Source organism: Rhizobium sp. A22-96, assembly GCF_053521805.1.
This window is the reverse complement of record NZ_JBNWDQ010000002.1, coordinates 594,530-615,162: the sequence shown is the minus strand read 5'-3', so window position 1 is coordinate 615,162 and position 20,633 is coordinate 594,530. Positions and strand designations below refer to the sequence as shown.

Annotated in this window: 19 protein-coding genes; 7 read left to right on the top strand and 12 right to left on the bottom strand. The window is 61.0% G+C overall.

From position 1 onward, the window contains the following. Positions 1 to 9: 9 nt before the first annotated feature. Entirely contained in the window at positions 10 to 795 is a 786-nt protein-coding gene (locus tag ACQZ6F_RS09460) for a DeoR/GlpR family DNA-binding transcription regulator (RefSeq protein WP_449091992.1), read from the bottom strand. 234 nt (positions 796 to 1,029) lie between these two features. Here ACQZ6F_RS09460 and ACQZ6F_RS09455 point away from each other — a divergent pair, with 234 nt between their 5' ends. Together ACQZ6F_RS09455 and leuA are read left to right on the top strand one after the other, a co-directional pair. Beyond that, a complete protein-coding gene (locus ACQZ6F_RS09455; protein WP_449091993.1) occupies positions 1,030 to 2,214 on the top strand; it encodes a benzoate/H(+) symporter BenE family transporter in 1,185 nt (394 codons plus the stop codon). 328 nt (positions 2,215 to 2,542) lie between these two features. Beyond that, complete coding sequence (gene leuA / locus ACQZ6F_RS09450) at positions 2,543 to 4,249, top strand: 2-isopropylmalate synthase (RefSeq protein WP_077469357.1); 1,707 nt, start codon at positions 2,543 to 2,545, stop codon at positions 4,247 to 4,249. 130 nt (positions 4,250 to 4,379) lie between these two features. On the opposite strand, the gene ACQZ6F_RS09445 is transcribed toward leuA, so the two are convergent. The 5 genes from ACQZ6F_RS09445 to ACQZ6F_RS09425 form a co-directional block, all read right to left on the bottom strand. Next, complete coding sequence (locus tag ACQZ6F_RS09445; protein ID WP_449091994.1) at positions 4,380 to 4,583, bottom strand: hypothetical protein; 204 nt, start codon at positions 4,581 to 4,583, stop codon at positions 4,380 to 4,382. Positions 4,584 to 4,683: 100 nt separating this feature from the next. Continuing rightward, entirely contained in the window at positions 4,684 to 5,526 is an 843-nt protein-coding gene (locus ACQZ6F_RS09440) for an anti-sigma factor family protein (protein WP_205910634.1), read from the bottom strand. A 3-nt stretch (positions 5,527 to 5,529) separates the two neighbouring features. Next, positions 5,530 to 6,042 carry an RNA polymerase sigma factor gene (locus ACQZ6F_RS09435; RefSeq protein ID WP_077469355.1) on the bottom strand — a complete coding sequence of 171 codons (513 nt, stop codon included), beginning with the start codon at positions 6,040 to 6,042 and terminating at the stop codon, positions 5,530 to 5,532. A gap of 201 nt (positions 6,043 to 6,243) precedes the next feature. Then, positions 6,244 to 6,810, bottom strand: coding sequence for a tetratricopeptide repeat protein (locus tag ACQZ6F_RS09430; protein WP_449091995.1), 567 nt, complete (start codon positions 6,808 to 6,810; stop codon positions 6,244 to 6,246). 91 nt (positions 6,811 to 6,901) lie between these two features. After that, entirely contained in the window at positions 6,902 to 7,840 is a 939-nt protein-coding gene (locus tag ACQZ6F_RS09425) for a metallophosphoesterase family protein (protein ID WP_449091996.1), read from the bottom strand. Positions 7,841 to 7,887: 47 nt separating this feature from the next. On the opposite strand from ACQZ6F_RS09425, the gene ACQZ6F_RS09420 reads away from it, so the two are divergent. Continuing rightward, positions 7,888 to 8,379 carry an NUDIX domain-containing protein gene (locus ACQZ6F_RS09420; protein WP_449091997.1) on the top strand — a complete coding sequence of 164 codons (492 nt, stop codon included), beginning with the start codon at positions 7,888 to 7,890 and terminating at the stop codon, positions 8,377 to 8,379. A 329-nt stretch (positions 8,380 to 8,708) separates the two neighbouring features. Here the strand turns inward: ACQZ6F_RS09420 and ACQZ6F_RS09415 are convergent, their stop codons facing one another. Then, positions 8,709 to 9,698, bottom strand: coding sequence for a glutathione S-transferase family protein (locus ACQZ6F_RS09415; RefSeq protein WP_449091998.1), 990 nt, complete (start codon positions 9,696 to 9,698; stop codon positions 8,709 to 8,711). Between the two features lie 347 nt (positions 9,699 to 10,045). On the opposite strand from ACQZ6F_RS09415, the gene ACQZ6F_RS09410 reads away from it, so the two are divergent. Then, a complete protein-coding gene (locus tag ACQZ6F_RS09410; protein WP_077469352.1) occupies positions 10,046 to 10,618 on the top strand; it encodes a GNAT family N-acetyltransferase in 573 nt (190 codons plus the stop codon). 39 nt (positions 10,619 to 10,657) lie between these two features. Here the strand turns inward: ACQZ6F_RS09410 and ACQZ6F_RS09405 are convergent, their stop codons facing one another. The 5 genes from ACQZ6F_RS09405 to ACQZ6F_RS09385 are packed head-to-tail and all read right to left on the bottom strand — an operon-like array spanning position 10,658 to position 17,942. Beyond that, positions 10,658 to 11,083: a GNAT family N-acetyltransferase gene (locus ACQZ6F_RS09405; RefSeq protein ID WP_449092399.1), complete on the bottom strand. Its 426-nt coding sequence runs from the start codon at positions 11,081 to 11,083 to the stop codon at positions 10,658 to 10,660. Positions 11,084 to 11,087: 4 nt separating this feature from the next. Next, entirely contained in the window at positions 11,088 to 13,160 is a 2,073-nt protein-coding gene (locus ACQZ6F_RS09400; RefSeq protein WP_449091999.1) for a hypothetical protein, read from the bottom strand. 1 nt (position 13,161) lies between these two features. Then, positions 13,162 to 15,984, bottom strand: coding sequence for a DUF4159 domain-containing protein (locus ACQZ6F_RS09395; protein ID WP_449092000.1), 2,823 nt, complete (start codon positions 15,982 to 15,984; stop codon positions 13,162 to 13,164). After that, positions 15,981 to 16,901 carry a DUF58 domain-containing protein gene (locus ACQZ6F_RS09390; protein ID WP_449092001.1) on the bottom strand — a complete coding sequence of 307 codons (921 nt, stop codon included), beginning with the start codon at positions 16,899 to 16,901 and terminating at the stop codon, positions 15,981 to 15,983. Before ACQZ6F_RS09390 ends, ACQZ6F_RS09395 begins: the two co-directional genes overlap by 4 nt. Positions 16,902 to 16,928: 27 nt before the next feature. Further along, on the bottom strand, positions 16,929 to 17,942 hold the full coding sequence (locus ACQZ6F_RS09385) for an AAA family ATPase (RefSeq protein WP_077469349.1): 1,014 nt from the start codon (positions 17,940 to 17,942) through the stop codon (positions 16,929 to 16,931). Positions 17,943 to 18,110: 168 nt separating this feature from the next. On the opposite strand from ACQZ6F_RS09385, the gene ACQZ6F_RS09380 reads away from it, so the two are divergent. Genes ACQZ6F_RS09380 through ACQZ6F_RS09370 form a run of 3 tightly spaced genes read left to right on the top strand, consistent with a single transcriptional unit; the run spans position 18,111 to position 20,619 of the window. Next, the gene (locus ACQZ6F_RS09380; RefSeq protein ID WP_068388380.1) at positions 18,111 to 18,734 is read left to right on the top strand and encodes a DUF1285 domain-containing protein; all 624 of its coding nucleotides are present in this window, start codon (positions 18,111 to 18,113) and stop codon (positions 18,732 to 18,734) included. After that, a complete protein-coding gene (locus ACQZ6F_RS09375) occupies positions 18,731 to 19,366 on the top strand; it encodes an NUDIX hydrolase (protein WP_068388377.1) in 636 nt (211 codons plus the stop codon). The genes ACQZ6F_RS09380 and ACQZ6F_RS09375 overlap by 4 nt, the downstream gene beginning before the upstream one ends. Further along, complete coding sequence (locus ACQZ6F_RS09370; protein ID WP_449092002.1) at positions 19,363 to 20,619, top strand: CCA tRNA nucleotidyltransferase; 1,257 nt, start codon at positions 19,363 to 19,365, stop codon at positions 20,617 to 20,619. Before ACQZ6F_RS09375 ends, ACQZ6F_RS09370 begins: the two co-directional genes overlap by 4 nt. The last annotated feature ends 14 nt before the right edge of the window (positions 20,620 to 20,633 follow it).

Sequence of the window (20,633 nt, the reverse complement as noted above, 5' to 3'; positions counted from 1 at the left end):
CTTTCGAGATCAGGATGATGTGGTGATGGCGCTCGGCTTCATGAGAGTAAAACCGGCTCGGATAGCAGCTTCCTCGTCGTCTTCGGGCAGCTCGTCTTCAACGATCAGCCAGTCGATATCGGCAGCATCGCCGATGCGATGAGGCGCTTGCTCGTGAAACTTTTCGGAGGTCGCCATGGCGATCCTTATCGTGCTGCGCTTGATGAGCATCCGTTTGAAAATCGCGTCTGCATGTTCATGCACGCTGATGCCGTTTTTCGCCGAGACTGCACAGGCGCCCACGAAGCAACGATCGATGTTCATGTTTTCGATGGCTGCCACTGCGGCCGCATCGACGCTGCCGCCAACGATGGGGTTGACCGCGCCGCCGATCAGGATGAGCGGGAGGTCGCCACGTTTCATGACGACAGACGCGATGTCGATGGAGTTGGTGGCGACCGTCAGCTCGCTGTTCTTCGGCAGCAGGTCCACCATTGCAAGATTGGTGCTGCCGCTGTCGAGAAACACGAAAGCGCCGGGTTCGATCAGGCTGACGGCTGCACGCGCCAGTGCCTGCTTTCGATCGGACGCCTGCCCGATGCGGGCAGAGATGGGTCGCGAGAGGCTAAGAAGAGGAAGCGCGCCGCCATAGACACGTCGGCATTTGCCTTCAGCGGCCAGCGCCCTGAGATCGCGGCGCACGGCATCCTCGGAAACATTGAACTCGGCCGCAAGCGATGTGGCGACGATCTCTTGTCCCTCTGCAAGCCGTGTTTCGATGACGTCCCTGCGGGACAATGGAAGTGAAGTGCTCATAATCATGCATTAACGTGCATAAGTAAGAGAGTCAATGCGCGTGTTTATGCTTGTTGTGAATTGACGTTGGCCCAGTGTCAGCGGATCGGTGAGTGATACCAACTAATCGGTGCTGTTTGCCGATTGAGCCTTCGTGCGATACCGGCAGTCAGTTCGACCCAAAACTGCACTTGCACGTCCGCAGCTTGTAATGCTCCATGCGGCGCAATCGTTTTGTCGTTCGAGTCTCGCCCCATGCTCAAAGATTTCTCCATCCAAAGCCTGTTTATGGGATGCCTCACGGCATTTGTCGGCTTTGCCAGTTCCTTTGCCGTCGTTTTCCACGGTCTGCAGGTGGTCGGCGCGACCGATGCGCAGGCAGCGTCCGGGCTGATGGCGCTTTCAGTTGCCATGGGCCTTTGCGCGATCGTGCTGAGTGCCGTTACCAGATCGCCCATCAGTACCGCCTGGTCGACGCCGGGGGCGGCCTTGCTCGCGAGTGCCGGAGCGATCGACGGCGGCTTTCCGGCGGCAGTGGGGGCTTTCTTCATCTGTGGCCTGTTGATCGTCATCGCCGGCTTGTTTCGGCCATTCGGCCGGGCGGTCGCCTTGATCCCGGCGCCGCTTGCCAACGCCATGCTTTCGGGCGTGCTGCTCGGCCTTTGCTTCGCGCCGGTCAAGGCGATCGCCTTCAACCCCGCATTCGGCCTGCCGATCATTCTCGCCTGGATCGTCGTTGGCTCCTTCAAGCGGCTCTGGGCGGTGCCGGCGGCCCTTGCCGCTTTCGCGCTTGTGCTGGCTTTCGGCGTAAAGATACCGGACGGCGCTCTCGCCTCATTGGGGAATTCACTGCTGCCGACAGTCGAACTGGTGAAGCCGGTCTTCACCGTCGCCGGCCTTGTCTCGATCGCACTGCCATTGTTTGTCGTGACAATGGCGTCCCAGAATATTCCTGGTATCGCCGTGCTCAAGGTCCATAACTACGATCCCAAGCCTGGCCCGCTATTTGCGGTTACCGGCGTGTTTTCGCTGCTGGCGGTCCCCTTTGGTGGTCACGCTGTCAATCTGGCCGCGATCACCGCCGCCATGTGCGCCGGGCAGGATGCGCATCCCGATCCGAAGCGGCGCTATTGGGCGGCGATTATCGCCGGCGCCGGCTATGTCATTCTTGGCCTGCTCGCGAGTGCCGTCACCGCTTTCGTGGCGTTGGCGCCGCCGATCCTGATCGAGGCGGTCGCCGGTCTGGCGCTTGTAGGAGCACTGTCCAATTCGGCACTCAATGCGTTCCAGCAGGCGGAATCGCGGGAAGCCGCCGCCATTACCTTTCTCGTAACGGCCTCGGGCGTTTCCTTCGGCGGCGTTTCCGGCGCCTTTTGGGGCCTGATCGCCGGCGGATTGATGATGGCGCTGTCGCGCGGCGTGCGAGCGATGAACAAGTGAGCAGGGGGTTGCTTCTTTTTGGCGGCGCGGCTATAAGCGCGGCCATGAAGACGACTGGCGCAAAGATTTCTGAGCAGATTGCACGTGGGCGTGTTGCCCTGCGTGACAATACGCGCGCCCTTACCTCGCTTCTCCTCCTCGGCCTTACGCGCGGTTGCCGGGTCCTTTGAGGAGCGCCCGGCGGCCGAAAAGCCCGCTGGCCATCGCTCCTCGCGACTTACCCTAAAATCGACAGCACACCCGCAAGGGATCCGCATTTGTCATCGCCAAGCCGCATCCGATCGGCTAAGACGCGGGATAAAATGACGGGAAAGGAAGAGACGAGACCATGGACGCGAACAGCCATTCCCCCAAAGGCATGCCCGAAGCGACGGTAAAATACCGCGCCTATCCCCAGATCAACATTTCCGACCGGACCTGGCCGTCCAAGATCATCACCAAGGCGCCAATTTGGTGTTCGGTCGATCTGCGCGACGGCAACCAGGCGCTTGTCGATCCGATGGGCCATGATCGCAAGGCCCGCATGTTCCAGCTGCTGCTGGATATGGGCTTCAAGGAAATCGAGATTGGTTTCCCGTCGGCCTCCCAGACCGACTTCGATTTTGCCCGCTGGTGCATCGAAGAGGGCAATGTGCCCGCCGACGTGTCGCTGCAGGTTCTGGTGCAATGCCGCCCGGAATTGATCACTCGGACCTTTGAGGCTCTGGAAGGCGCCAACAAGCCGATCGTCCATTTCTACAATTCCACCAGCGAATTGCAGCGCCGCGTGGTGTTTGCCAAGGATGTGCAGGGCATCAAGCAGATCGCCGTCGATGCGGCCAAGATGATCAGCGACATGGCGGCCAAGGCCGGCGGCGGCTATCGTTTCGAATATTCGCCGGAAAGCTTCACCGGCACTGAGCTGGATGTGGCGCTGGAAATCTGCAACGCCGTCATCGGCGTCATGAAGCCGACACCTGACAACAAGCTGATCATCAACCTGCCGTCGACAGTCGAGATGGCGACGCCGAACATCTATGCCGACCAAATCGAATGGATGTGCCGTAATCTCGATAATCGCGAAAACCTGATCATCTCGCTGCACCCGCATAATGACCGCGGCACCGGCATTGCCGCTGCCGAGCTGGCCTTGATGGCCGGCGCCGACCGCGTCGAGGGCACACTGTTCGGCAATGGCGAGCGCACCGGCAATGTCGATGTCGTCACCATGGCGCTGAACATGTTCACGCAGGGTGTCGATCCGGAGCTGGATTGCTCCAACATCGAACGCATGAAGGAAGTCTTCGAATATTCCAACCAGATGGCGATCGGCGAGCGTCACCCTTACGTCGGCGAACTGGTCTACACGGCTTTCTCCGGCTCGCACCAGGATGCGATCAACAAGGGCATGAAGGCCGCCAAGGTTGCCAACGATCCCGTCTGGGAAGTGCCTTACCTGCCAATCGACCCGCAGGATGTCGGTCGCACCTATGAGGCGATCATCCGCATCAACTCGCAGTCCGGCAAGGGCGGTATCGCCTATATCATGCAGCAGGATTACGGCTTGAACCTGCCGCGCAATCTGCAGGTGGAATATCGCGAAGAGATCCAGCGCATCACCGACGAAGAAGGCAAGGAGCTACCCTCCAAGCGCATCTACGAGCACTTTATCGAGCGCTACGTGACGCAGCCTGGCGCCCGCATCCGCTTCGTCGATCACCACACCTTCGCCGATCCCGAGCATAAGGGTCAGCGCATCGTCGCAGCCGAGATTACCGACAATGGCGAGGTGAAGCGCATCGAAGGCCGCGGCAACGGTCCGATCGACGGTTTCATCAACGCACTCTCGATCTATCTCGGCGTGTCCATGTCGGTCGAGGACTATTCCGAACACTCGCTGCAGCACGGCTCCAACGCCGCGGCAATCTCCTATGTCGAGATTTCCCATCCAGGCGGCAAGCTGTTCGGCGCGGGCATAAACACGAACATCGTTGCTGCATCGCTCGAGGCGATCGTGTCGGCGGCAAACCGCGTGCTCGATATCAAGGCGAAGTAAAGCTGGATTTCAGCTTTTGAGGTTTGGTGAAATCACATCCCCTCGCTATCGTCGAGGGGATTTTTCGTTCTGCCTGGCAGGAATGGTGCGGTGGGTGGAACAGTCCTTTTCGCGCAAAACGAAACAGCACCTAGGGCTTCTGCCTGGAGAGCTCGTCGCGCTGCTTCGTCAGTCGCTCAAGCTCTTCCTCCTGCTCGGAGATCCGGTCGGAGGTGCGCTCTTCGTCCGCTGCCCCGGAAAAGGCCGTGGCCTGTTCGATCAGTTCGCGAAGGTTTTCCCTTATCACGGCGATGCGCCTGTCGATTTCCGGAATGGTCAGCAGAACGTCGGACATATTGAAACTCCAGCGAGAATATCAACCCGGTACGGTTTACCGTTGGGCATTATCCATCGGCTGGCTGGCCACCGCAAGCTGCAAAGCAAGAGCGGCTCTATTAGATTTCAGAGGATACCCTGTTGGCGATCTGGTCGAGCATGGCATCTGAGGACGGGCCGACGACGGCATAGGTCGCGCCATTGCGATGCCAGGAGACGATACTGACATCGTCCTTGATGGTTTCGTCGAAATCGCCGTCGTCCGGAGCGCCTTCGGTCTTGGTGAAAGAGATGGCGATGACTTCGCCGTCGAGGTTTTTATAGATCAGCTGGCCCACTGGCTTGCCGCCGGCAATGAACATGCGCGCGCCCTGGAAGACGAGACCGTCTGCAGCAAGATCCGGAAAGTTGAATTTGACGCCGACCGTGCTCGACAGCCACTTGCTGATTTCGTCCAGCTCGCTTGCCTGCAGTTCGACCATGTGGCGCGGTTGCCGCGAATAGATGCGGTGGTAGGCGGCTATATCATCCAGCCAGCTGCGTGCTGCCGCTTGAGCCGGGGTAGGGGATGCCGCTGCGGGCACCTGGGCCGGCTGCACGCCAAAGAGATATCCGATGCCGCCGCCGAGTACGAACAGGAGGAGAGCGGCCGCGAGCGACTGCTTGCCGGAGGGGGCAAGCTTGAAGGACGGCCGGGCGAGGCGGGGGGAGGGATCCCGTGTTTTCGGAGGCTGCGCGCTCTTGATGGAGCGCACGAGTGCCAGAGGAACCGGTTCCTTCAGGACTTCATCGAAAGCCTTGCGACCGACATCGGAGCCATGCCGCAGTTCGTCGAAAATGCGGCGCGCATCCGGATCGGAGGCTATCAGCCTTTCCAGCTCTTCCTTTTCTTCGCGGCTCATCTCGCCGTCCAAAAAGGCGGAAAGGCGAACTTCGAGCGGCAATTTCTTCATGTCCTGCAATGCTTAAAACCTTCGAGGCGAGCGGCTGTGACCCTGTGCGGCAAGATGCAACCGGGCGCTGGAGAGCCGCGATGCCACTGCCGACAAGGGGATGCCGAGAATATCGGCCGCCTGCTTGTAATTATGCCCTTCGACATCGACCAGCAGGAAGACACTGGCAAGTCCTTCGGGCAAAGATGTGACCAAGCGGTGCGCTTCTCCGGCTTCCACCGGATTGGGGTGCACCCCGGATGCCGGCTCGCCTTGTTCAAGCGCATTGCCCTTGGCGGTGGGCCGCAGCCTATGGCGCCGCGCTTCATCGATCCATTGATGCCGCGCCATCGTATAGAGCCAGCTTTCCAGCTTTCCGATGCCGTTCCAGAGATGGAACTTGGCTATGCCGCGTTGACAGACGTTTTGCACCAGCTCATCCGCATCGGCCAGATCGCCGGTCAGCGTCACCGCGAAGCGGCGCAACTTCGGAAGAAGGCCGACCAGATCGCGTCTGATATCGATGGCAGCTACCGGCGTGGGCATGGTCTTTCCAGTGAGGCGTTGGAGGTTGTGACAATGACGATGTCTTCCCGCAAATGACGGCCCTTACCCGGGGAAGGGCGATGCGAACGGGATGATCGTTCTGTGCTGGTATGAACCATTTCTGTGCCGTTTCGCAAGTCTTCAAAAATACCCGCGTATTTGTCTGTCTTTAATCCAGTCGGATGCCCCACCATCGCCCACTCAGTAGGTAACCTGACCCTTGAGCGACTGCATCAGCGATCGGTAGGCCCAGGTATTTTCACCGCCGCGGTCTCGGATTTCGACCAGCTGCACCCGTGCGCCCTGAACGTCGCCCTGCTCAAGTAGAGCCTGCCCCATGTAGGAGCGGGCAAGGATGTAGTTCTCGTCGCGCTGCAGGGCCTTGCGGTAGTAGCTCATGCCGAGTTCCATGCGGCCGGCCTTGCGGTTGGAATAGCCGAGGTAGTTCAGAATGCGGGGATCGTCCTGGTTCCTGGCGAGTTTCAAGACCGTGATGGCGTTGTCATACTGGCCGGCATAGGCGAATTCGCGCGCGGCCTGGAACAATTGATCGTCATTGAAGCCGCTTTGCGTCGGCTTCACGCATTCCTTCTTGTCCTTGTCCCATACCTTGCCGTCGGTGCATTCGGTGGTGGTCTTGCTCTTCGGCGGTGGGGCGGTTTCGTCGTCTTCCGAACCGGCAGCGAAGGCCTGCAGGCTGGCAGCGAGCAAAAATCCGCTGGCCAGTGCCAGCATTGCGGCTCTCTTCGTCACGACCTTGAAACCCATTCCATCCTCCGAGATTCCCAGATGCCGATTGTATCTCGGTATCTTCGAATACGCTACCGAAACGATGCCGTCGGAAGCCGCAAAGCGGCGATCACGGGGCTAAAATATCGACCCCTTCTGGATCGACCTTGTCGCCTTTTGCATCGAGGCTGTAGCGCTCGGCCTTCAGCTCCCAGGCGCCTGGTCTGCCGGCAATCGTGAAGAGATTATAGGCGGCCCGCGGCTTCAACCCGCCGACGCCCTGAGACGCCGAAGCGATCCCGATAACTGGCACCGGGCCTGTCTGGCTGCGGAGCCAGTGAAGAGTATTGAGGTGGGTGTGGCCATGAAGAACAAGCTCGGCGCCGCCCGTGGAGATGGCAGCGGCAAAGCGGCGAATACCGATCATCCGCTTATAGAAGCTGGTCGCGCCGCGAATGGGGGGATGGTGGATCATGACGACGCGAAAAAGGCCGGCATCGCCGGCGGCGCGGAGCATGTTCACCGTCTCGCGCGCCTGACGGGCAGAGTAAAAGCCGCTGGCAGCAAACGGCGGCGTTGCCACGGCGGTCGAGCAGCCGATCAACGCGACCTGGTCGCGGATGCGCAGATAAGGGAAGACATGCTGATCCTGCGGCCATTCGACAGGCGCGCGATCGCCTTTGACATAAGGATACCAAGCGCGCATGGCCTTCTCATAAGACCCAGGCACATAGGCATCGTGATTGCCGGGCACCACGGAGGTGTGCTGAGGGTCGCCAACTGTCTTCAGCCAAGCGGCGGCGGTCTGGATCTCGATGCCGCTTGCGAGGTTGACGAGATCGCCAGTCACCGCGAGATGATCGGCCTGTTTCGACTTGATATCGTCAAGAAGCAGATCGAGCGTATCGCCAAAAAGGTGCTTGCGCCGGTTCCTGTGCCAGTTCACAAATCCTGTGATGCGTTTGGAGGCGAGCTCTCTGATCGAAAGGCGTGGCAGGGGACCCAGGTGAACATCGGAAATATGCGCGAGCTTGAACATGGGATCAGACATAGCCCATTCGATTGTCAAAACAAATACATGCCTTGCCTCAAGGATCAGCACTCCGGAGCTCAGGGATGAGTGACGAGGCTCCGAAGGGCGAAGGGCGTGGTCTGCGGGCTTGGTTGTTCGGTCGTGCACTGCATGTGTATTTCGTGCTCACCCGCAGCATGACGCTTGGCGTGCGTGCTGCCTGTTTCGATGCCGATGGGCGCATTTTCCTGGTGCGGCATTCCTATATTCCGGGGTGGCACATGCCGGGCGGCGGTGTCGAACGTCATGAAACGATGGAGCAGGCGCTCGAGAAGGAGTTGCGGGAGGAGGGCAATCTGGTGATATCGGGGAGGCCGCAGCTCTTTCACGTCTATTTCAACAATCGCACGAGCAAACGTGACCATGTCGTCTTCTATCGCGTCGAGGTAACGCAGACTGCGCCGCGTAAGCCTGATCTCGAAATCGTCGAGAGCGGCTTCTTTCCGCTCGACGCCCTGCCGCCGGGTACCACGAAGTCGACCTACCGCCGGTTGGAAGAGTTGAGCGGGTCCGAACCCCCTTCGAATTATTGGTAATGGCGTCGCCGTTAGTCACCTTGTGGCATTTCGACCGCGACATGAAAATTGGCGTCCGCGGGGTGAATGGTGGGACTATCTCGCCCCTTGGCGGGCGAGAAAGCAATTTCAATGGTTTAGGAATTGCGATGCCATAGGTTCCACAGGCTCGAAGCTTAGCGCAATTTCTAAATCATTGAAATTGCAAGAGCGGGGGCCTGTTTCTTGCTCATTTACTTCTGAAACAGGGTGCGTCCCGACCCTCCCCCTCTCTTGCAAAATCTAGCACTTAGCTGAAGCTAAATGCTGATTTTGCTTTCTCGCCCGCAAGGGGCGAGATTGACTGCGCCTCAGGCAGCTTTCGCTAATTGTTCGCGGCCGTGCGGACGATCGAGATCAAGTTCCGGGCCGATGGGAACGATGCCCGTCGGGTTGATCGTCCTGTGGCTCCGGTAATAGTGATTCTTGATGTGCTCGATGTTCACGGTCTCCGCCACGCCGGCAACCTGGTAAAGATCCCGCAGATATGCGGAGAGATTTGGGTAATCGGCGATGCGGCGGATGTTGCATTTGAAATGGCCGACATAGACGGCATCGAAGCGAACAAGCGTGGTGAACAACCGCCAGTCGGCCTCGGTCAGATGCTCTCCGAACAGATAGCGTTTTGTCGATAGTCGCTTTTCGAGGGTGTCGAGCGTTTCGAAGATGCGGCGGGCATTCTCTTCATAGGCGTCCTGCGTCGTTGCAAAGCCGGCCTTGTAGACGCCGTTGTTGACCGTGTCGTAGACCAGAGTGTTCAAGGCATCGATATCTGCGCGCAGATTCTCGGGATAAAAATCGTCCTTGGATCCGGTCAATCCGTCAAAGGCGCTGTTGAACATGCGGATGATTTCAGCTGACTCGTTGTTGACGATCGTGCCGGTCTGCTTGTCCCAGAGAACAGGAACAGTGACCCGGCCGGAATAGTGCGGATCGGCCTTGATATAGATTTCCCAGAGCGCCTTGGCACCAAAGAGCGGATCGATCGTCCCACCGTCTTTCCCTTTGAATTCCCAACCATTTTCCAACATCAGCGGGTCGACGATCGAGACGGAAATGAGATCTTCGAGCTTCTTCAGCTTGCGGAAGATGAGGGTGCGATGCGCCCAGGGGCAGGCGAGCGAAACGTAGAGATGGTAACGTCCGGCCTCGGCCTTGAAGCCGCCGGTTCCGGTTGGGCCGGCTGCACCGTCAGGGGTGATCCAGTTGCGGAACTGCGACGCAGCGCGCTGGAAATGGCCCTTCGTCTCCTTGGTGTCGTACCAGACATCGTGCCAGATGCCGTCAACCAACATGCCCATTGATTTGTCCTTCCCGAAATGCTGCTTAAAACCTGCTTTGAACATACGGCATGCCGGCCGAATTTCGAGGCGATAAACGATGAACACTGCGTATCGGGCATGATCGGCAGGCATGGGCGCCAGATTTCATCGAGGGATGTCATCATGCGGACACGATCTTGCATCAACAAACGGCAGCACACATTTTACGTTGGACGTGCCGAATATTTCCTGCTATCGGGCTTGTCACACTTTGAGGAACAGCTCTCATGAAAGCCATCAGAAGCCTGCGACGACGCCGATGATCCCGAACGCTCCACGAGCGCCTTCGAGAACAATTCCGTCTGTCTATCTGGTTTCTTTGGCTCATGTACAAGCACGATCTGGTCTACCTCACTGAGGATGCGTCGCACGACGCCGTTATCGAACTCATCAACGAAGAAGCATTCGGTCCTGGCCGGTTTACCCGTGCTGCTGCGCGGATTCGCGAGCAGGGGCCGCATGATCGCACGCTGTCCTTCATCTGCGCCGACGATGGCGAGACGATCGCCTCGGTGCGCATGACACCGGTCCTAGCCGGCTCGGTCAAGGGACATTTGCTCGGGCCGCTTGCCGTCAGGCCCTCACACAAGAACAAGGGCATCGGCCGCGAGCTCGTGCGGATCGCCGTCGAAGCGGCGAAACGCAAGGGGTCGGAATGCGTCATTCTTGTCGGCGACCCACCGTATTATGGCCCGCTCGGCTTCGAAAAGGTCGCCTACAACGCCTTGGCCTTCCCGGGGCCTGTCGATCCCAACCGCGTTCTCGTGGTGCCGATTGCCGCCGACACGCATGAGCGGCTGCATGGCTCTATCATTTGGCGGGATGATTCCGCTTCGATCGTCGAGGTCGAAGACGAGGATTTTGATGAAGTCATGCCGCTGACGGCGATTGCGGTCTAGGCCTTTACGCCGGATGCAGAAAACGTCGTCCCGTTTCGATTAACGGGGCGATAGTTTTTTCTGGAGGAAGAAGCGGCTTCGGCCGACCGGGAAATCCGGCAACTCGCCGAAGATCTCATAGCCTTGCCGCTGATAGGCGCGCAGTGCCTGCGGATTGAACGTATCGATCCAGGCTGCGAAACAGCCGCGGGCTATCGCTTCCGTTTCCGCCGCATCGAGCAGTTTGCTCGCCATACCCTGGCCACGCAGGGTTTCCGGCACGAACAGCAATTGCGTGAACAACCATCCCCAGCCGGTATAGCCGGAGATTCCGCCAATAGTCTCGCCACTCTCGTCGCGGATCAGCACCCCCAGCGGCCGGCGTTCGGATGGGCCGATGTCGGCGGCATTGAAGGCGACCAGGCCACTGGTGATCGTAGCCAGATCGCTTTCGGAAGGGCTATCGGTTACATCGATTTTTGTCATCATATCACCGTCCTTCGCGCCACCAGGTGGCGGAGAAGGCAAAGAGCAGGGCGGCCAGACCGGCAAAGCCCGCGAACAGGGGTAGCGTATTGATGCCCTTCAGCACGGTTTCATCGGTCATGCGGATGGTCAGGCGCTGGCCGTCGGCGACGCGAACCGCGCCCCGAACCGGCAAGACCTGTGGAACCGTCACGCCGCCATTGGCGCCGGCGACACGGGTGACGAGACCCTTGGTCTTCTGGGCTAGCGGCTTCAGCGTCTCGGTGGTCGAGATCATCGCCTTGAACTCCGGAGCATCAATGGCACCGATGTGCACAAGCGTCGACAGGTTGCCGTTGGCGACCTGGTAGAGCCCGATCTCGTCCATATGTTTCTCTGCCTGGTAAAGCCCCGGCTGCGTCTGCTTCAGCGGCAAAGTCTGGGTCTTGCCGGAGGGCGATTTGATCGTGGCGGGGCCTGGATCGTCACCGACAGTCTGACGTGTCACCTGCACAGTGCGGCCTGCCGCGTTTGCCGTCAGTGCTTCTTCTTCCAGCGCCGGCTCCTTCAGCAGCCAGTGGGCAATGCGTCGATAGAGCGACACATGCGGGCCGCCGCCTTCGAAACCACGCGCCCAGAGCCAGCCTTCATCGGAAAGCAGCATGGCGACGCGGCCCTGGCCGACGCGGTTCAACACCAGCAACGGACTGTTGTCGGCGCCGACCATCACGGTCTGACCCTGCGGCTTTTCGACATCGACGCTGCGGAACCAGCGACCCCAATGCGGCGGCTCCGTGTCGGAGCCATCCAGCCCGCGCGTGACAGGATGCTTGCGGCCCTGATCCGAGAGGCGCGGATAGAACGGCTTCTCGATCATCTGTCCCGTCGGCTCGGCCGGAAGAACCGAGGCGAGTGGCGTCAGAGCAATCGAATTGCCGCCGGAATGTTCGGGGCCGGCCGCCACAAGCAATGCACCGCCGTTTTCGACGTATTGCGCCATGTAATCATAATAGATCGTCGGCAGGACGTTCTGACGGTCCTGGTAACGGTCGAAGATGATCAGATCGAAAGAGCTGATCTTGTCGACGAAGAGTTCGCGCGTCGGGAAGGCGATCAGCGACAGTTCGTTGATCGGCGTGCCGTCCTGCTTGTCCGGTGGGCGAAGAATGGTGAAGTGCACGAGATCGACGGAGGCGTCGGATTTCAACAGGTTGCGCCAGGCGCGTTCGCCGGCATGCGGTTCGCCCGAGACGAGCAGGACACGCATGTTCTGACGAATGCCTTCGATCAGCTGGACCGTCTGATTGTTGACGGGCGTCACTTCGCCCGGCACTTCGGCCACGGAGAATTCGAGAACATTGTTGCCGGCGCGCGGCACCTTGAAGCTGAAGGGCGTATCCTGGCCCGGCGTCGCCTGCAGCGTGGCAATCTCGTCGCCATTCATCTTCACGGTTACGTCTGCGAGGCCGCCGGGGCTCTTGCCGTCGTCGACGACATGAAAGACCAGCTGCTGCTCCTCGTTGACGAGACCGAAGCGAGGGGCACGCACGATCTCGATGCGACGATCAAACTCGTCCGGCTTGCCGGTGATCAGCCCATGGATGGGCGCGTCGAAGCCGAGCTGCTGGTTCACGCCGGGAATGTCATGGATCTGGCCATCGGTCAGGAAGATCGCGGCACCGATCCGGGCAGGTGGCACGTCCGCGATCGCCGAGGAGAGGGCGGCGAAAAGCCGTGTCGAGGGCGAGTCCGATTCCGCCGGATCGCGCGCCTCGACGATGCGAGGCTCGATGCGCGGGAATTGCGCCAGCCGGTCCTTGAGCATCGCCAGGGCATCGTCTGTCATCTTGGTGCGTTCCGGCGTGTCCTGGCTCAGGCTGCGGTCGACGACGACGGGAACGATGGTGGTGAGCTGATCGCGGTCTTCCTGCATCAGCACGGGATTGGCAAGTGCGAGCAGCAGCGCTGCGCCGGCCAGCGCGCGGATCCAGCCGCCGCGCAGGCGCCGATAGATCGCAAGCGCAGCGATGGCAAGGGTCAGCACCGCAAGAGCAGCCAGTATCGGCCAGGGCAGGAATGGGGCAAAACCGATATTCATCTTATTGCCCCAACCGTTGCAGGATATCCGGGATGTGCACCTGATCGGCCTTATAGTTTCCGGTCAGCATGTACATCATGATGTTGACGCCGGTGCGGTAGGCATATTCACGCTGAGCTTCGTCCGGAGGCACGGTCGGCAGCAAAGGTGTACCGTTGTCGTCCACCGCCCAGGCGCCGGCGAAGTCATTGCCCGTGATCATGATCGGCGTCACGCCATCGGAGGATGCCACGGCATTGCCGTCCCGGTGTGTGTCCTGGCGTGCCTCGACCCACAATGGGCTGTCGGCATAGCGGCCGGGAAAGCTCGACAGCAGATAGAAGGACTTGGTCAGCACGTGCCCTGACGGCACGGGCTCGAGAGGCGGGATGTCGAGATTGGCGAGAATCTGTTGCAGCCGCTGGCCGTTCGGGCTCGGCGACGACGTATCGCCCATCGTATCGATGGCATCGCGGGTGTCGAAGAGCACGGTGCCGCCGTTGCGCATATAGGCATCGATGCGGTTGATTGCGTCATTGGACGGCATCGGTGCTGTCGCCGATATCGGCCAGTAGATCAGCGGATAGAAGGCGAGTTCATCCTTTGCCGGATCCAGTCCCACCGGTGGGCCGGGCTCCAGGGTCGTTCGATATGTCAGGTAATCGGAGAGGCCGGCAAGACCGCGCTCGGAAAGATGGTCCACCTCGGATTCGCCTGTGACGACATAGGCAAGATGAGTCTTGTCCAACCGCGAATATATGGTGTCGTCGCCGGGCTTGGAATCATTGGCGAGAGCGGTCGCAGGATGCAGGAAGGCGGCGACCGAGATCGCCAGCAGCAACATTGCCGCGCCGCCGGCCACGGTTTTCGTCGCTCTGCCAAGACGGGGAAAGGCGCCGTTCATGAAGAGGACGATCAGGCTGTCGGCAAGCAGGACGAGGAAGGCGAGGGTGAAGAGGATCGGTTTGGCCGACCATGCCTCGCCGCCGATAAGGCCATCCCTTGTCACCGTGCCCGTCGCCGAGGCATCGAGTGGCTTGAGCGTGGCGCCGGCGGGCAGGATGTTCAACGCGGTAAAGCCCTCTTCGGAGCCGTAGAGGCCCGGTGGATTGTCGAAACTGGCAACGGTCGTGCCCTTGATGCCTGGTTCCAGTGGACGGGCACTGCCGATCTCGCTTGTCAGCACGCCCTTGGCGGTGAGAAGCCGGTAAGGTGGCATTGCCTCGGCCGTCTTGGCTGCGCCTTCCGTCGATGCGACGCCGCCGGAGCGCGACAGCTGCACCAGCCGGCGCAGCATTTCAACGAAATCGCCCGAGATCGGCAGGTCCGACCATTGCGGTTCGGCACTGACATGGAAAAGGACGATGCGGCCAGCCTGCATCTGCTTTTCGGTGACCAGCGGCGTTCCGTCGGCAAGGCTCGCCCAGGTGCGTTCGGCAAGATCAGGCGTCGGTTCGGCCAGAACCTGCCGCTTGACCAGCACATTGGTCGGTTTCTGCATACCCGCGAAGGGGCCGAAGGTGGGGAAGTCAGCCAATGGCTGCGGCTCGGCCCAGGAGAGCGCGCCACCGAACGTGCGCTCGCCCTGCCGCAGGGTCACGGGCACGAGCGGGTCATCGGTCGGCGCTGCCGCCAGACGCGGGCCGGCGAAGCGGACGAGCGTGCCGCCATTTTGGATCCAGCGTTGCAACGGCGCGTAGCTTTCCTGCGGCAGGCGGCCGACATCGGCCATGATCATCACCGACGGATTGCCTGCGAGCAATTCAGGGATCGATTTTGCCAGATCGGCACTGTTGGGCTGGATGAGGTCCGCGTAAGGCTGAAGGGCGCGCTGGATATAATAGAGCGGCGACAGGATCGGCTGGAATTCGTCGGCTGCCTGTCCGGAAAGAAGCGCCACGCGGCGACGGCGGAAGCCGTCGTCGAGAAGATGCACGGAGCCGGCGCTGGCATTGCGGTCGACGCTGATGCGGGCGAAATCATTGCGCATCTCGAATGGAGCGGCGATCGAGCCGCTGGCAACCGTTTGGCCGCCCGCGAAATCGAGCGAACCGGCGGCGATGGGCCGGCCCTGATTGTCCTGCGCCGTCAGTCCGAGGCGCAGCGGGCTGGTGCCGTTCAGCCGTGTTGCCGTAACGGTCATGTCACTGGCGTTATTGGCTGCGCCGGTGATTGCGAGAACATCGCTGCCGTCACCTTCAATCAGGCGCAGTTCGCTCGGCTGAAGGGCGGAAAGCCGATTGACGATGTCGTCCTTGTCCTTGCTCTCGATGCCGTCGGAAATGAAGGCGACCGTACCCGGCTTGCTGCCGTTGAGCGCGGCCTTCACGGCGTCGGCGGCGCGCTGGCGGTCGGGCACCAGCGGTCGCGGGTTGATCGCATGCAGCTTGTCGCGGGCTGCGGTCGCGGCACCCGGCGTCGCGTCATTGCCTTGTTCGGCTGTGAAGGCGATCGAGACCGGAATGCCCTTGGCGTCGGCATCGTCGATGAGCGCATCGGCTGTTCGGACGCGGCGCTCCCAATCCGAGGCGCTAGCCCAGCTATTGTCGATCATCAACACCAGCGGACCGCCGCTCGACAGGGTGTTGGTGCGCGGATTGAACATCGGATTGGCGATGGCGAGGATGACGAGTGCGGCGAGCAGCATGCGCAGCAGCGTCAGCCACCATGGGCTGCGGGCCGGCGTTTCCTCGCGCTTGAGGATCGTTGCCAGAATACGCAGCGGCGGAAAGACTTCCGCGCGGGGCTGCGGCGGCGTCAGGCGCAGGAGCCACCAGATCACCGGAAGCAGGACCAGGGCTGCGAGGATCGCCGGCGAGGCGAACGCGAAGGAAAGACCGGTCATGGCTGTCCTCCTGGCGCGACCCTGGAAGGCATGCCGGAGAGGTACATGTGGACGGCCATCAGCGCTTCCGATGCCAGGCGGTCGGTGCGATGGTTGACGAAGGTCCAGCCGAGATGACGCAGCGATTGACCAAGGTTTTCGCGACGGGCGAGATAGGCGCGCTGATAATCATCTCGCAGATTTTCCGCGCGGCCGGCGATCAGCTTCGAGCCGGTTTCCGGATCGCTGAACTCGGTACGACCGCTATAGGGAAAGATTTCCTCGGCGGGATCGGCAACTTCGACGACATGACCGCGCAACCCGCGTCGCGCCAGAGGTCCGATGCGGCTCATCACGCTGTCGGCGTCATCCAGAAAATCGCCGATGAGCACGATATCGCTCCAGCCGCGGATCATCGCCGCCTGCGGCAATCCGCCTTCGAGCGGCGTATGCATCAGGGCGGCCGCCAGCCGTTCGGCGGCATTGCGGGTCGAGACCGGCTCCATGATGCCGGGGCAACCGATGCGCTCGCCGGACCGGGACAGGATTTCCGCAAGTGCCAGCATCAGCACCAGCGCGCGGCCCTCCTTGGAAACGTGGCCGTAGGTCGATTTATACATCATCGAGGGCGAGAGGTCGGCCCAGAGCCAGATCGTGTGGGCGGCTTCCCACTCGTGATCGCGGATATAGGTGTGATCGTCGCGGGCCGAGCGGCGCCAATCGATGCGCGAGAGGCTTTCGCCCTCGCTATAGGGACGGAACTGCCAGAAGTTCTCGCCGATGCCGCGCTTGCGCCGGCCGTGCCATCCGGCAATGACAGTGTTGGCGATGCGCTTGGCTTCCACGAGGCAATCCGGCACGAGGGCGGCGCGACTGCGGGCACGGGAGAGCGCATCATTGCCTGAAGTCGGTCTGACGATCTGTCCGATGGATGCCACGCGTTTAAATTCTCCTCGACCTCAAGCTTATGGTCTCGACTGCTTTACCAGCCCTGCAATGACATCGCGCACGGACATGCCTTCGGCGCGGGCGGCAAAGGTGAGCGCCATGCGGTGCTCAAGCACGGGTTCGGCGAGCGCATGCACGTCGTCGATCGATGGCGCGAGCCGGCCTTCGTAGAGCGCACGGGCACGGGCGCAGAGCATCATCGCCTGGCCGGCGCGCGGACCCGGCCCCCAGGCAACGTGCTTGTCGGTCGAGGCATTGCCCTGACCGGGACGGGCGGAGCGCACCAAAGACAGGATCGCGTCGACCACCCCGTCGCTGACCGGCATCTGGCGGATCAGTTGCTGGATTTCCAGCAGGCGTTCGGCTGTGATGACGGCTTGTGGCGTTGCTTCACTGAGGCCGGTTGTTTCGAGAAGAATGCGGCGCTCGTCGGCCAACTCGGGATAATCGACATCGACCTGCAGCAGGAAGCGGTCGAGCTGCGCTTCAGGCAGGGGATAGGTGCCTTCCTGCTCCAGCGGGTTCTGCGTGGCGAGAACGTGGAACGGCGCGGGAAGGTCGTAGCGCTGGCCAGCAATCGTGACGTGATATTCCTGCATAGACTGCAGCAGTGCCGACTGCGTGCGCGGTGAGGCGCGGTTGATTTCATCGGCCATCAGCAACTGCGCGAAAACCGGTCCCTTGACGAAACGGAACGAACGGCGGCCACTTTCGTCCTGGTCCATCACTTCGGAGCCGAGAATGTCCGACGGCATCAGGTCGGGCGTGAACTGCACGCGGCTGGAAGCAAGGCCGAGGACCGAGCCGAGCGTGGTCACGAGCTTGGTCTTGGCGAGGCCGGGCACGCCCACAAGCAGGGCGTGGCCGCCGGCGAGCACGGCAAGCAACGTGTTTTCCACGACGCTTTCCTGACCGAAAATGACCTTCGAGACCTCTTCGCGGATGAGGGCGATATCGCTCAACGCCTTTTCGGCGGATGCGATGATGGCCTGCTCGTCGAGGCTCGTATCGGTCGATTTGATCATGCCCATTTGCGTCTCCAATGGCAGAAAAACGGTGCGCGCGATTCGCAGACCTTACACATTTGCCTCATAATCAATACAACTTATCGCCACGAACATGGCTGACAAGCACGTTTCGAATGACTATCTCGTGAGAAACTGTCGTATTCGTGACTAACGGCGAACCGGGACGGAAGAATGGCAACCGAAGACATCAGGACGACAGGTGATGCAGCGAGCCTTGCGGCGTTGATTTCCCGTGCTGCGGGCGATAGCGGCGGTCGAAAGAAGGGCCTGCCGCCCGTCGATCGTTGGGATCCGCCGTTTTGCGGCGATATCGACATGGAAATTCGCGCCGACGGCACCTGGTACTATCTGGGCACGCCGATCGGCCGCGCGCCGCTGGTGCGGCTGTTTTCCACCGTGCTGCGCAAGGATGCGGACGAGAAGACCTACCTCGTCACGCCTGTGGAAAAGGTCGGGATCCGCGTCGTCGATGCACCCTTCGTTGCCGTCGAGATGAGCGTGACGGAGCGTGACGGCCGGCGTGTGCTGACGTTTCGCACCAATGTCGGCGATGTCGTCGAGGCGGGCAGGGAGCATCCGATCCGTTTCGTCATCCGTGGCGAAAACGATGAGTTGAAGCCCTATCTGCATGTTCGCGGGCGCCTGGAAGCTCTGGTGACGCGTGCGGTGATGTATGATCTCGTCGAACTCGGCGAGCCCGTGGAGATTGCCGGGCGGGAAATCTTCTGCATACGCTCCGGCAGCTCCATCTTTCCCGTCATGCCGGTTGCCGAGCTGGATGCCCTGACGCGATGAGCGAATTCCCCCTCTATTCTGCGGATGAATTTCGCCGTCGTGCCCTGCATCAAAGCGGTGGTCCCGTCGAATTTGCCTGGCGAGATCATGGCGATCACATTCTCAATCCCGAAACAATATCGCAAGTCGAAGGCCTGAAGCTGAAAGATGCTGCCGTGCTCGTGCCGGTCGTCGACAGCGGCGACGATGCCAAGGTGATTTTCACGCTCAGGACATCGACCTTGCGCAAGCATTCAGGCCAGATCGCTTTTCCTGGTGGTGCTATCGATCCCGAGGACGCTTCACCGGAAATGGCTGCCGTGCGCGAGGCGGGCGAGGAAATCGGGCTTGCGGATATTTTCATAGAGCCCGTTGCGCGGCTCCCGCATTATCTGGCGGCCACCGGCTTTCGCATCACGCCAATCCTGGCCGTCGTAAAGCCCGGCTTCGACTTGGCCCTTAATCCGACCGAGGTGGAGGATGCCTTCGAGGTGCCGCTGTCCTTTCTGATGGACCCGGGACATCATGCGACCGACACCATGCTCTGGCAGGGCACCGAGCGCCACTTCTATCGCATGCCCTATGGGCAGCGGATGATCTGGGGCATTACCGCGGGCATCGTCCGCACGCTTTATGAAAGGCTTTACACATGACGTCCGTTGCCGGCGAGACATGGTTCCGGGATGAGGCGCTCGGGCGGGTTCTATCCTTGCTCAATGCCGATGGCGGCGAGGCCCGCGTCGTCGGGGGTGCCGTGCGTAACAGCCTTATGGGTCTGCCGGTCGCCGATATCGATATTGCAACGACGTTGCTGCCGGAGGCTGTCGTTGAGAGGGCAAATGCAGCGGATATCAAGGCGGTGCCAACAGGCATCGCGCATGGAACCGTTACTCTGGTCATCGACGGAAAGCCGTTCGAAATCACCACCTTGCGCCGGGATGTGGAGACGGATGGGCGTCGCGCCCGCGTTGCCTTCAGTGAGGACTGGCAGGCGGATGCGGAACGCCGTGACCTGACGATCAATGCGCTCTACGCGTCGGCCAATGGCGAAGTGGTCGATCTCGTGGGCGGGCTTGCCGATCTGGAGCGTCGGAATATCCGCTTTATCGGCGACGCTGCGACCCGGATCGCGGAGGACTATCTGCGCATATTGCGCTTCTTCCGTTTCTTTGCGCATTACGGCAGCGGCCGGCCGGATGCGGATGGGCTGCGCGCCTGCGCCGGCGCGCGATCGAAGATCGCGACGCTGTCGGCCGAGCGTGTCTGGTCCGAGATGAAGAAGCTGCTTTCGGCCAATGATCCCGGCCGGGCTCTGCTCTGGATGCGCCAGGTCGGGATATTGACCGAGGTTCTGCCGGAAACGGAAAAATGGGGCATTGATGCCGTTCCAGCCCTGGTGGCCGCCGAACAGGCTCTCGGCTGGTCGGCCGATCCCCTGTTGCGGCTTGCCGCCATCGTGCCGCCGGATGCTGCAAGACTTGCCAAGCTGGCGGAGCGGTTGCGGCTTTCGAAAGCGGAGGCTGCCTATCTGCAGGCCTGGGCGACTGCGCCTGTGGTCAAGGACGATATGTCGGAAGCTGGCTTCGATCGCCTGCTTTATCGCCATGATCCCGTAGGCGTTGCGGCGCGGCTGAGACTGGCTTTGGCCGTCGCGCGCGGCAAGGCGGAGGGCGATTTCGAGGAAATGGCGCGCAGCGCACGGATCGGCAAATTGCTGCAGCGAACCGAAAAATGGAAAAAGCCCGCCTTTCCGCTTGGTGGAACGGATGCGCTTGCCGCCGGCGTCAGCGCGGGGCCTCGTATCGGGGAGCTTCTGGGCACGCTCGAGCAGGAATGGGTGGAGGGTAATTTCGCTGCTGACCGGGCGAAGCTTCTCGCCCGGTTGAAGGATCTGGCGAACGCCTGACGGCAGCAACCCGA